The 12440-nt window shown below is 64.3% G+C and carries 8 protein-coding genes; 6 read left to right on the forward strand and 2 right to left on the reverse strand.

All coding sequences use genetic code 11. The annotated features are described in order from the left end of the window. Positions 1-4 precede the first annotated feature (4 nt). Positions 5-541 (reverse strand): ATP-dependent zinc protease, encoded by a 537-nt coding sequence (locus CAG46_RS14790; protein WP_085617527.1) that lies wholly within the window; start codon positions 539-541, stop codon positions 5-7. 329 nt (positions 542-870) lie between these two features. Here CAG46_RS14790 and CAG46_RS14795 point away from each other — a divergent pair, with 329 nt between their 5' ends. The 6 genes from CAG46_RS14795 (at position 871) to prpD (ending at position 9524) form a co-directional block, all read left to right on the forward strand. Further along, positions 871-1587 carry a GntR family transcriptional regulator gene (locus tag CAG46_RS14795; RefSeq protein WP_085592915.1) on the forward strand — a complete coding sequence of 239 codons (717 nt, stop codon included), beginning with the start codon at positions 871-873 and terminating at the stop codon, positions 1585-1587. Beyond that, positions 1584-2474: a methylisocitrate lyase gene (prpB, locus tag CAG46_RS14800; protein WP_003259689.1), complete on the forward strand. Its 891-nt coding sequence runs from the start codon at positions 1584-1586 to the stop codon at positions 2472-2474. The genes CAG46_RS14795 and prpB overlap by 4 nt, the downstream gene beginning before the upstream one ends. A 177-nt stretch (positions 2475-2651) precedes the next feature. Further along, positions 2652-3779 (forward strand): 2-methylcitrate synthase, encoded by a 1128-nt coding sequence (prpC, locus tag CAG46_RS14805; RefSeq protein ID WP_013971911.1) that lies wholly within the window; start codon positions 2652-2654, stop codon positions 3777-3779. Between the two features lie 191 nt (positions 3780-3970). Beyond that, a complete protein-coding gene (acnD, locus tag CAG46_RS14815; RefSeq protein ID WP_025338440.1) occupies positions 3971-6559 on the forward strand; it encodes a Fe/S-dependent 2-methylisocitrate dehydratase AcnD in 2589 nt (862 codons plus the stop codon). Positions 6560-6694: 135 nt separating this feature from the next. Then, positions 6695-7885: a 2-methylaconitate cis-trans isomerase PrpF gene (prpF, locus tag CAG46_RS14820; protein ID WP_085617531.1), complete on the forward strand. Its 1191-nt coding sequence runs from the start codon at positions 6695-6697 to the stop codon at positions 7883-7885. Between the two features lie 154 nt (positions 7886-8039). After that, complete coding sequence (prpD, locus tag CAG46_RS14825; RefSeq protein WP_085617533.1) at positions 8040-9524, forward strand: 2-methylcitrate dehydratase; 1485 nt, start codon at positions 8040-8042, stop codon at positions 9522-9524. A gap of 176 nt (positions 9525-9700) precedes the next feature. Here prpD and acnB read toward each other — a convergent pair whose 3' ends face one another. Further along, positions 9701-12310 carry a bifunctional aconitate hydratase 2/2-methylisocitrate dehydratase gene (gene acnB / locus CAG46_RS14830; RefSeq protein ID WP_025338443.1) on the reverse strand — a complete coding sequence of 870 codons (2610 nt, stop codon included), beginning with the start codon at positions 12308-12310 and terminating at the stop codon, positions 9701-9703. Positions 12311-12440 lie beyond the last annotated feature (130 nt).

Below are 12440 nucleotides of genomic sequence, written 5' to 3' on the forward strand. Positions count from 1 at the left end.
GGGATTACTCTGCTTTGGGAGCGTCGGTGGCACAGGCAGGTTTGCCGGCCGCGTATTTAAGGCTTGGGTCGACCAGCGCGTCGAAGTGCTTGAGCGCCTCGGAGCCGATCAGCAGCGGGAACTGGAAGGCGCTGCGGTCGGTGAGGTTGACTTCGATGGTGCGCATGGCCTGGCCCATGCAGATTTCAAGTTCGATGACCGGGCGCGCGGTATAGGCCTTGCCCGATTCAGCATCATAGTCGCCGGCCCGGCGCTTGATCTTGCTTACGCGTGCCAGCGGGCGTTCGATGGGATGCGAATGGGCGGCGTCGATGGCCAGGTAGAAGCGCACCCAGCTTTCGCCGTTGCGCTTGAAACGCTTGATGTCGCGGGCGCTGAGCGACGCGGTCTTGGCGCCGGTGTCGAGCTTGGCGGCCACTTCCAGGTCCAGGTCGCCCAGGCGTGCATATTCGTTGAGACCGTACACGGTCTTGCCTGCGGCCTGGCCAAGGGCCGGCAGCAGGGTGAGGCAGAGCAGCAATATTGCGGGTGTAAGTCTCATATTCCTGGCGCGGTGCAGTGCAAGGTTCGGGGCTGTTTTCAAAGCCATTTTCAGAGCCGTGTTCAGGGCAAGGCGACTGGCAGCGACTGCGCAAGCTTCCTCGTTCATCTGTCAACAGCATGAATGGATGACAGACAGGCTATCCATACTCCATCGGAGGCGCGGCATTCTATCACGCCGGCGCCTTGACGCCAGCGGTGCGCGTTCTGACAGCACCGGGCTGGCATTAGTTCGTTCTTAGACGATTGTCGACAATATTCATTTTGTCTTTGACTGCTGCGGTCGAATTAGCTAATTTCTGGCAAAGAGATTTGCAAGGTGTCGACAATATGCAGGACCTATCCACCCCCAGCCCGATGCTGGCAGACGAAACGGAAACCTTGTCCGAAAACGTCTTCCGGCGCATCCAGGCGGCCATCGTCAAGGGCGATATCGCCCCCGGCAGCAAGATTTCCGAGCCGGAGCTGGCGCGTACCTACGGCATCAGCCGCGGGCCGCTGCGCGAGGCCATCCACCGCCTCGAAGGCCAGCGCCTGCTGGTGCGCGTGCCGCATGTGGGGGCGCGGGTGGTGTCGCTCAACCACGCCGAACTGATCGAGCTGTACGAAATTCGCGAATCGCTGGAAGGCATGGCCTGCCGCCTGGCCGCCGAACGCATGAGCCAGGCCGACATCGACGAACTGCGCCGGGTGCTCGACACCCACGAGCGCGATGCCGCGTTCCAGGCCGGCTTGGGCTATTACCAGCAGGAAGGCGACTACGACTTCCATTACCGAATCATCCAGGGCAGCGGTAACCAGACCCTGGTCAAGATGCTCTGCGGCGAGCTGTACCAGCTGGTGCGCATGTACCGCATCCAGTTTTCCGCCACGCCCAACCGGCCACGCCAGGCCTTTGCCGAACACCACCGCATTCTCGATGCCATCGCCGACCGTGACGGCGAGCTGGCCGAACTCCTGATGCGCCGCCACATCGGCGCGTCCAAGCGCAATATCGAGCGTCACTACCTGGACGCCCACAACAACAGCCCACGAGGTGAGAAATGACTGTGAAGAGCACCCCCGGTCAGCGTTTCCGCGACGCCGTTGCCGCTGAACATCCGCTGCAGGTGGTTGGCGCCATCAACGCCAACCATGCCCTGCTGGCCAAGCGCGCCGGCTTCAAGGCCATCTACCTGTCCGGTGGCGGCGTCGCCGCCGGTTCGCTGGGCCTGCCGGACCTGGGCATCAGCGGCCTGGACGATGTACTCACCGACGTGCGCCGCATCACCGACGTGTGCGACCTGCCGCTGCTGGTGGATGTCGACACCGGCTTCGGCGCCTCTGCCTTCAACGTTGCCCGTACCGTGCGCTCGATGAGCAAGTTCGGCGCTGCCGCCATCCATATCGAGGACCAGGTCGGCGCCAAGCGCTGCGGCCACCGCCCGAACAAGGAAATCGTCAGCCAGCAGGAAATGGTCGACCGCATCAAGGCCGCAGTCGATGCCCGTACCGATGACAGCTTCGTGATCATGGCGCGTACCGATGCCCTGGCCGTCGAGGGTCTGAACGCCGCTCTGGACCGCGCCGCCGCCTGCGTCGAGGCCGGTGCCGACATGATCTTCCCGGAAGCCATCACCGAACTGCAGATGTACAAGACCTTCGCCGACCGGGTGAAGGCACCGATCCTGGCCAACATCACCGAATTCGGCGCCACGCCGCTGTACACCACCGAAGAGCTGGCCTCGGTCGACGTGTCGCTGGTGCTGTACCCGCTGTCGGCGTTCCGCGCCATGAACAAGGCGGCCGAAAACGTGTACACCGCGCTGCGCCGCGACGGCACGCAGAAGAACGTGATCGACACCATGCAGACCCGCATGGAGCTCTACGATGCCATTGGTTACCACGCCTTCGAGCAGAGCCTCGATGCGCTGTTTGCCCAGAAGAAGGGCTGAAGGCTTTTATTGGAGCGGCTGGCCTCTTCGCGGGCGCGCCCGCTCCCACAGGGACCCCACAGGCCTGGAGTGCCGCGCAGTCCCTGTAGGAGCGGGCGTGCCCGCGAAGAGGCCGGCACAGGCAAAACTGATTAGCCAGCTAGATTTCCATAACAAGTTCAAGAAAGGAGAAACACCATGGCCGAAGCAAAAGTACTCAGTGGCGCAGGCCTGCGCGGCCAGGTGGCCGGCCAGACCGCGCTGTCGACCGTGGGCCAGGCCGGTGCCGGGCTGACCTACCGTGGTTACGACGTGCGTGACCTGGCCGCGGGTGCCGAGTTCGAAGAAGTCGCCTATCTGCTGCTGTACGGCGAGCTGCCGAGCAAAGCCGAACTGGCCGACTACAAGCGCAAGCTCAAGGGCCTGCGTGACCTGCCGCAAGCCCTGAAGGAAGTGCTCGAGCGCATCCCGCGTGATGCCCACCCGATGGACGTGATGCGCACAGGTTGCTCGGTGCTGGGTACCCTGGAGCCCGAACTGACCTTCGAGGCCCAGCGTGACAAGACCGACCGCCTGCTGGCGCTGTTCCCGGCGGTGATGTGCTACTGGTACCGCTTCACCCACGACGGCGTGCGTATCGACTGCACCAGCGACGAAGACACCCTCGGTGGCCACTTCCTGCACCTGCTGCACGGCAAGAAGCCGAGCGAGCTGCACGTCAAGGTCATGAACGTGTCGCTGATCCTCTACGCCGAGCACGAGTTCAACGCCTCGACCTTCACCGCCCGCGTCTGTGCCTCGACCCTGTCCGACCTGTACTCCTGCGTAACCGCTGCCATCGGTTCGCTGCGCGGCCCGCTGCATGGCGGTGCCAACGAGGCGGCAATGGAGCTGATCGAGCGCTTCCAGAGCCCGCAGGAAGCCACTGCCGAGCTGCTGCGCATGCTCGAGCGCAAGGACAAGATCATGGGCTTTGGCCATGCCATCTACAAAGAGTCCGACCCGCGCAACGAGGTGATCAAGGGCTGGTCGAAACAGCTCGCCGACGAAGTGGGTGACAAGGTGCTGTACCCGGTTTCCGAAGCCATCGACAAGACCATGTGGGAGCAGAAGCGCCTGTTCCCCAACGCCGACTTCTACCATGCCTCGGCGTACCACTTCATGGGCATCCCGACCAAGCTGTTCACCCCGATCTTCGTCTGCTCGCGCCTGACCGGCTGGGCTGCGCACGTCTTCGAACAGCGCGCCAACAACCGCATCATCCGCCCGAGCGCCGAGTATGTCGGCGTCGAGCAGCGCCAGTTCGTGCCGATCGAACAGCGCTGACAGGCCGTACCTGTGGGGGCCTGTTCCGGCCTCATCGCCGGCAAGCCGGCTCCCACAGGGACTGCACCAGCCTCAGGAGCAGTGCAATACCTGTGGGAGCCGGCTTGCCGGCGATGAGGCCGGAACAGCTGACACAGGGCTGCAACCAGAAAGCTATCCACGACCGTACCGTGACCGAGCCTGATAACGATATGAACACTGCATTCCGCAAGCACCTGCCAGGCACCGACCTGGACTACTTCGATGCCCGCGCGGCGGTCGAGGCCATCAAGCCCGGCGCCTACGATGGCCTGCCTTACACCTCTCGCGTACTCGCCGAAAACCTGGTGCGCCGCTGCGACCCGGCTACCCTCGACGCCTCGCTGGGCCAGCTGATCGAGCGCAAGCGCGACCTCGACTTCCCGTGGTTCCCGGCCCGCGTGGTGTGCCACGACATTCTCGGCCAGACCGCACTGGTCGACCTCGCCGGCCTGCGTGACGCCATTGCCGACAAAGGCGGCGACCCGGCCCAGGTCAACCCTGTGGTGCCGGTGCAACTGATCGTCGACCACTCGCTTGCCGTCGAGTGCGGCGGTTTCGACCCGCAGGCCTTCGAAAAGAACCGCGCCATCGAAGACCGCCGCAACGAAGACCGCTTCCACTTCATCAACTGGACCAAGAAGGCGTTCAAGAACGTCGACGTGATCCAGCCGGGCAACGGCATCATGCACCAGATCAACCTGGAGAAGATGTCGCCGGTAATCCACAACGACCGTGGCGTGGCCTACCCGGACACCTGCGTCGGCACCGACAGCCACACCCCGCATGTCGACGCCCTGGGCGTGATCGCCATCGGCGTGGGTGGCCTGGAAGCCGAGAACGTGATGCTCGGCCGTGCCTCGTGGATGCGCCTGCCGGAAATCGTCGGCGTCGAGCTGACCGGCAAGCTGGCGCCGAACATCACCGCCACCGACCTGGTGCTGGCCCTGACCGAATTCCTGCGCAAGCAGAAAGTCGTCGGCGCCTACCTGGAGTTCCACGGCGAGGGTGCCCGTGCCCTGACCCTGGGCGACCGCGCCACCATCTCCAACATGGCCCCGGAATATGGCGCCACTGCGGCGATGTTCGCCATCGACCAGCAGACCATCGACTACCTGCGCCTGACCGGCCGCGAAGAGCAGCAGGTCAAGCTGGTGGAAACCTATGCCAAGGCCACCGGCCTGTGGGCCGACAGCCTGGGCGGCGCCGTCTACGAGCGCACCCTGAGCTTCGACCTGTCGAGTGTGGTGCGCAACATGGCCGGCCCGTCCAACCCGCATGCCCGCGTCGCCACCAGCGACCTGGCGGCCAAAGGCATCGCCGGCAGCTGGGAAGAAGTGCCAGGGCAGATGCCAGATGGCGCGGTGATCATTGCCGCCATCACCAGCTGCACCAACACCAGCAACCCGCGCAACGTGATTGCCGCAGGCCTGCTGGCGCGCAATGCCAACAAGCTGGGCCTGGCCCGCAAGCCGTGGGTCAAGTCGTCGCTGGCACCTGGCTCCAAGGCCGTGCAGCTGTACCTGGAGGAGGCCGGGCTGGAGAAGGAGCTGGAACAACTCGGCTTTGGCATCGTCGCCTTCGCCTGCACCACCTGCAACGGCATGTCCGGCGCCCTGGACCCGGTGATCCAGCAAGAAATCATCGACCGTGACCTGTACGCCACTGCCGTGCTGTCGGGCAACCGCAACTTCGACGGGCGTATCCACCCGTATGCCAAGCAGGCCTTCCTCGCCTCGCCGCCACTGGTGGTGGCCTACGCCATCGCCGGTACCATCCGCTTCGACATCGAGAAGGATGTGCTGGGTGTGGTCGACGGCAAGGAAATCCGCCTCAAGGACATCTGGCCCAGCGACGAAGAGATCGACGCCGTGGTGCGTGCCGCGGTCAAGCCGGAGCAGTTCCGCAAGGTGTACATCCCGATGTTCGCCATCGAGGAAGACCGTGGGCCGAAGGTGGCGCCGCTGTACGACTGGCGCCCGATGAGCACCTACATCCGCCGCCCGCCGTACTGGGAAGGTGCCTTGGCCGGTGAGCGTACCCTGCGCGGCATGCGCCCGCTGGCAGTGCTGCCGGACAACATCACCACCGACCACCTGTCGCCGTCCAACGCCATCATGCTCGACAGCGCTGCCGGCGAGTACCTGGCGAAGATGGGCCTGCCGGAGGAGGACTTCAACTCCTACGCTACCCACCGTGGCGACCACCTGACTGCCCAGCGCGCTACCTTTGCCAACCCCAAGCTGTTCAACGAAATGGTGCGCAAGGAAGACGGCAGTGTGAAGCAGGGCTCGCTGGCGCGTATCGAGCCGGAAGGCAAGGTCACCCGCATGTGGGAGGCGATCGAGACCTACATGGATCGCAAGCAGCCGCTGATCATCGTCGCCGGTGCCGACTACGGCCAGGGTTCGTCCCGTGACTGGGCGGCCAAGGGTGTGCGCCTGGCCGGTGTCGAGGCGATCGTCGCCGAAGGCTTCGAGCGTATTCACCGTACCAACCTGGTGGGCATGGGCGTACTGCCGCTGGAGTTCAAGCCGGGCACCGACCGCAAGACCCTCGGCCTGGATGGCAGCGAGACCTATGACGTACTGGGCGCGCGTACGCCGCGGGCGACGCTGACCCTGGTGGTTACCCGCGCCAACGGCGAGCGCCTGGAGGTACCGGTGACCTGCCGCCTGGACACCGCCGAGGAGGTGTCGATCTACGAGGCTGGCGGGGTGCTGCAGCGCTTCGCCCAGGACTTCCTCGAAGCGACCGCCTAATCAAGAGCAGCGCGGTCCTCTGTGGGAGCGGGTTTACCCGCGAATGCGTCAGCAGATACAACATTGTTTTCTGATCGGACGCTTTCGCGGGTGAACCCGCTCCCACAGGGGTGCTGTGCAAGACAGGAATTGAACATGGCTCATGTACCGCAAGTAAAAATCCCCGCCACCTACATCCGTGGCGGCACCAGCAAAGGCGTGTTCTTCCGCCTGCAAGACCTGCCCGAGCAGGCGCAGATCCCCGGCCCTGCCCGTGATGCACTGCTGCTGCGGGTGATCGGCAGCCCCGACCCCTATGGCAAGCAGATCGACGGCATGGGCGGCGCCACTTCCAGCACCAGCAAGACCGTGATCCTGTCGCAAAGCATCAAGCCTGAACACGATGTCGACTACCTGTTCGGCCAGGTCAGCATCGACAAGGCCTTCGTCGACTGGAGCGGCAATTGCGGCAACCTCTCTGCCGCGGTCGGTTCGTTCGCCATCAGCAGCGGCCTGGTCGATCCGGCGCGCATTCCGCGCAACGGTATCGCCACCGTGCGCATCTGGCAGGCCAACATCGGCAAGACCATCATCGCCCATGTGCCGATCACCGAAGGTGAAGTGCAGGAAACCGGCGACTTCGAGCTGGACGGGGTGACCTTCCCGGCCGCCGAGGTGCAGCTGGAGTTCCTCGACCCGGCGGCCGACGAAGATGGCGACGGCGGGGCGATGTTCCCCACCGGCAACCTGGTCGATGACCTCGAGGTGCCAGGTGTCGGTACGTTCAAGGCGACCCTGATCAATGCCGGCATCCCGACGATCTTCGTCAATGCGGCGGATATCGGCTACACCGGCACCGAACTGCAGGACGCCATCAACGGCGACCCGCAGGCGCTGCTGCGCTTCGAGACGATTCGCGCCTATGGCGCCGTGCGCATGGGCCTGATCGGCAACGTCGACCAGGCTGCCGGGCGTCAGCACACGCCGAAAGTGGCTTTCGTCGCGCCGCCGAGCACCTACACTGCGTCCAGTGGCAAAGCGGTGCAGGCGGGTGATATCGACCTGCTGGTACGGGCCTTGTCGATGGGCAAGCTGCACCATGCAATGATGGGGACGGCCGCGGTGGCCATCGGCACCGCGGCGGCCATTCCGGGCACGCTGGTCAACCTCGCCGCAGGCGGGGGCGAGCGCAGCGCCGTGCGTTTCGGCCACCCCTCGGGCACCCTGCGGGTGGGGGCCGAGGCGCGCCAGGTGAATGGTGAATGGACAGTGACCAAGGCAATCATGAGCCGCAGTGCTCGCGTGCTGATGGAGGGCTGGGTTCGCGTGCCTGGCGATAGCTTCTAACGCACCACTGGCGCTCGGCTTTAGTTCGTTGGGGCCGCTTGGCGCCCCTTCGCGGGCTTGCCCGCTCCTACACGGTTTGCGCGGTACCTGTAGGAGCGGCCTTGTGTCGCGAAGGGCTGCAAAGCAGCCCCGGCAATTCTGAAGGGAGCTGGATATGAGCGCCAACGTAGACCTCAACGCCCGCCCGGACTACGACCGGGTGCTGCAAACCCTCGCCGATTACGCCCTCACGTACCGGGTCGAATCCGCCGAAGCCCTGGACACCGCGCGCAACTGCCTGATGGATACCCTCGGCTGCGGCCTGCTGGCCCTGCGCTTCCCCGAATGCACCAAGCTGCTCGGCCCCCAGGTGGAAGGCACCCTGGTGCCCAACGGCGCCCGCGTCCCCGGCACCGCCTACCGCCTGGACCCGGTCAAGGCCGCTTGGGACATCGGCTGCACGGTGCGCTGGCTGGACTACAACGATACCTGGCTGGCCGCCGAGTGGGCCCACCCCTCGGACAACCTCGGCGGCATCCTGGCGGTTGCCGATCACCTGTCGCAGAAGCGCGTGGCCGCAGGTGAAGCACCACTGTTGATGCGCGATGTGCTCGAAGCCATGGTCATGGCTCACGAGATCCAGGGCGTGCTGGCGCTGGAAAACGCCTTCAACCGCGTTGGCCTCGACCACGTGATTCTGGTCAAGGTGGCCTCCACCGCCGTGTGCGCCAGGCTGATGGGGGCCAACCGTGAGCAGATGCTGAGCGCCTTGTCCCACGCCTTCGTCGACGGCCAGGCGCTGCGTACCTACCGCCATGCGCCCAACGCCGGTTCGCGCAAATCGTGGGCCGCCGGTGATGCTTCCAGCCGTGGCGTGCGCCTGGCCGATATTGCCCTGCGTGGCGAGATGGGCGTGCCGGGCGTGCTCACTGCGCCGCAGTGGGGCTTCTATGATGTGCTGTTCAGTCACACCAACAAGGACCTCGCGCTCAAGCCGTCCGAGCAGCAAGAGCTGCGCGTGCCGCAAGCCCTGGGTAGCTACGTGATGGAAAACGTGCTGTTCAAGGTCAGTTTCCCTGCCGAGTTCCACGCCCAGACCGCCTGCGAAGCAGCGGTAACCTTGCATCCACTGGTGCGTAACCGCCTGCACGAAATCGACCGTATCGTCATTACCACCCAGGAGTCAGCGATCCGCATCATTTCCAAGAGCGGCCCGCTGGCCAATGCCGCCGACCGCGATCACTGCCTGCAGTACATGGTGGCGGTGCCGCTGATTTTCGGTCATCTGGTGGCCGAGCATTACGAAGACACCTTCCATGCCAACCACCCCAGTATCGACCGCCTGCGCGAGAAGATGGAGGTGGTGGAAGACCCACGCTTCAGCCGTGAATACCTGGAGCCGGACAAACGCTCGATCGCCAACGCGCTGCAGGTGTTCTTCAAGGATGGCAGCAGTACCGAGCAGGTGGTGGTGGAATACCCGATCGGGCATCGCCGGCGGCGAGGGGAGGGCATACCGTTGCTGGAGGCCAAGTTCAGGGACAACCTGGCGACGCGCTTTGCGCGGCAGCGGTGTGGGGAGATTCTTGAGGTGTGCAAGGACCAGCAAAAGCTGGAACAGATGGCGGTGCACAGGTTTGTCGACCTGTTCGTGATCTGAGGTTGCCTGTGCTGGCCTCTTCGCGGCTAAAGCCGCTCCCACAAGGTCCTGCGCAGCCCTCGACAACTTTGGGGGCCCTGTGGGAGCGGCTTTAGCCGCGAAGAGGCCGGTAAAGGTTGAAACAAGAAAGCCCCGGCATTTCTGCCGGGGCTTTCCTTTACATCTTACAACTCAGCTTACGCCTGAACTACCGGGATCTTGGCGTTGGCTGCCGCTTCGCGGAACTCGGCGATCTGGTCGAAGCTCAGGTAGCGGTAAACGTCGGCAGCCATGCTGTCGATGTCCTTCGCGTACTGCATGTACTCTTCGACGGTCGGCAGCTTGCCGATGATCGAAGCGACAGCAGCCAGCTCGGCCGATGCCAGGTACACGTTGGTGGCGTCGCCCAGACGGTTCGGGAAGTTACGGGTCGAGGTGGAGACCACGGTCGAACCGGTCTGCACACGTGCCTGGTTACCCATGCACAGCGAGCAGCCTGGCATTTCCATGCGCGCGCCAGCCTTGCCGTAGATGCCGTAGTAGCCTTCTTCGGTCAGCTGGTGAGCGTCCATCTTGGTTGGCGGAGCCAGCCACAGACGGGTCGGGATACCGCCCTTGACCTTGTCCAGCAGCTTGCCGGCAGCGCGGAAGTGGCCGATGTTGGTCATGCACGAACCGATGAACACTTCGTCGATCTTCTCGCCCTGTACCGAAGACAGCAGGCGGGCATCGTCCGGGTCGTTCGGCGCGCAGAGCACAGGCTCTTTCACGTCGGCCAGGTCGATTTCGATGATTTCGGCGTATTCGGCATCGGCGTCGGCCGACAGCAGCTCAGGCTTGGCCAGCCAGGCTTCCATGGCCTGGGCGCGGCGCTCCAGGGTGCGGGCATCGCCGTAGCCTTCGCCGATCATCCAGCGCAGCAGGGTGATGTTGGACTGCAGGTACTCGGCGATGGCCTTTTCTGGCAGCTTGATGGTGCAACCGGCAGCGGAACGCTCGGCCGAGGCGTCGGACAGCTCGAAGGCTTGCTCGACGGTCAGATCGTTCAGGCCTTCGATCTCGAGGATGCGGCCGGAGAAGGCGTTTTTCTTGCCTTTCTTCTCGACGGTCAGCAGGCCCTTCTGGATGGCGTAGTAAGGGATGGCATGAACCAGGTCACGCAGGGTGATGCCTGGCTGCAGTTTGCCCTTGAAGCGCACCAGGATCGACTCTGGCATGTCCAGCGGCATGACGCCGGTGGCGGCGGCGAAGGCCACCAGGCCGGAACCTGCCGGGAACGAGATGCCGATCGGGAAGCGGGTGTGCGAGTCGCCACCGGTACCCACGGTGTCAGGCATCAGCATGCGGTTCAGCCAGCTGTGGATGATGCCGTCGCCCGGGCGCAGCGACACGCCGCCACGGGTGCGGATGAAGTCTGGCAGGGTGTGGTGGGTGGTGACGTCGATCGGCTTCGGATAGGCCGCGGTGTGGCAGAACGACTGCATCACCAGGTCAGCGGAGAAGCCCAGGCACGCCAGGTCTTTCAGCTCGTCACGGGTCATCGGGCCAGTGGTGTCCTGGGAACCGACGGTGGTCATCTTCGGCTCGCAGTAGGCACCCGGGCGCACGCCCTGGCCTTCTGGCAGGCCGCAGGCACGGCCGACCATTTTCTGTGCCAGGGTGAAGCCCTTGCCCGAATCGGCAGGCTGCTCCGGCTTCTTGAACAGGTCGGAAGCACCCAGGCCCAGTTCGGCACGGGCTTTTTCGGTCAGGCCACGGCCGACGATCAGCGGGATACGGCCGCCAGCGCGGACTTCATCCAGCAGCACTTCGGTTTTCAGCTCGAAGTTGGTGACCAGTTCGTCGCTGCCGTGACGGCGCACTTCGCCCTTGAACGGGTAAACGTCGATGACGTCGCCCATGCCCAGGTTGGTGCAGTCGAATTCGATCGGCAGGGCGCCGGCGTCTTCCATGGTGTTGTAGAAGATCGGGGCGATCTTGGTGCCGAAGCAGAAGCCACCGGCGCGCTTGTTCGGCACGTACGGGATGTCGTCGCCGAAGAACCACAGCACCGAGTTGGTGGCGGATTTACGCGAGGAACCGGTACCGACCACGTCACCGACGTAGGCAACCGGGAAGCCTTTGGCCTTGACGGCTTCGATCTGGGCCAGCGGGCCGACCGAACCAGGCTGCTGCGGCTCGATGCCGTCGCGGGCCATTTTCAGCATGGCCAGGGCGTGCAGCGGGATGTCAGGGCGCGACCAGGCGTCCGGAGCAGGGGACAGGTCGTCGGTGTTGGTTTCGCCAGGCACCTTGAACACGGTCAGGGTGTACTTGTCGGCGATGGCCGGACGCGAGGTGAACCACTCGCCGGCAGCCCAGGATTCCAGCACGGCCTTGGCGTGAACGTTGCCGGCCTTGGCTTTTTCGGCCACATCGTGGAAGGCATCGAACATCAGCAGGGTGTGCTTGAGCTGTTCGGCCGCGACGGCGCCCAGTTCGGCGTCATCCAGCAGTGCGACCAGCGTTTCGATGTTGTAGCCGCCCTGCATGGTGCCCAGCAGTTCGGTGGCGTGCTTGCGGTCGATCAGAGGCGACTTGGCTTCGCCCTTGGCGACGGCGGAGAGGAAAGCGGCCTTGACGTAGGCAGCTTCGTCGACCCCTGGCGGTACGCGGTTGGTGATCAGGTCTACGAGGAAGGCTTCTTCGCCGGCCGGCGGGTTTTTCAGCAGCTCGACCAGGCCTGCAGTTTGTTCGGCGTTCAGCGGCTGGGGCACGATACCCAGGGCGGCACGCTCTTCGATGTGTTTGCGGTAGGCTTCAAGCACAGTTATTTCCCTCATCAGTGGTCCCTAAAGGGGGTCCGGGACGCTCATCCAGCATTCAATGCACCCATGCGCTGCCACGGCTTTGTGGGCCGCCCAGCCAGAGTCGCAAAGAATCCTTACAGAAGCTGCT

It is taken from the genome of Pseudomonas sp. B23(2017) (assembly GCF_002113725.1).
Lineage (GTDB): Bacteria > Pseudomonadota > Gammaproteobacteria > Pseudomonadales > Pseudomonadaceae > Aquipseudomonas > Aquipseudomonas putida_Z.

Coding starts and splice junctions, on each gene's coding strand:
- prpD (WP_085617533.1), top strand. CDS start 8,040: ATGAGCGCCAACGTAGACCTCAACGCCCGCCCGGACTACGACCGGGTG.
- prpC (WP_013971911.1), top strand. CDS start 2,652: ATGGCCGAAGCAAAAGTACTCAGTGGCGCAGGCCTGCGCGGCCAGGTG.
- prpB (WP_003259689.1), top strand. CDS start 1,584: ATGACTGTGAAGAGCACCCCCGGTCAGCGTTTCCGCGACGCCGTTGCC.
- acnD (WP_025338440.1), top strand. CDS start 3,971: ATGAACACTGCATTCCGCAAGCACCTGCCAGGCACCGACCTGGACTAC.
- prpF (WP_085617531.1), top strand. CDS start 6,695: ATGGCTCATGTACCGCAAGTAAAAATCCCCGCCACCTACATCCGTGGC.
- CAG46_RS14795 (WP_085592915.1), top strand. CDS start 871: ATGCAGGACCTATCCACCCCCAGCCCGATGCTGGCAGACGAAACGGAA.
- CAG46_RS14790 (WP_085617527.1), bottom strand. CDS start 541: ATGAGACTTACACCCGCAATATTGCTGCTCTGCCTCACCCTGCTGCCG.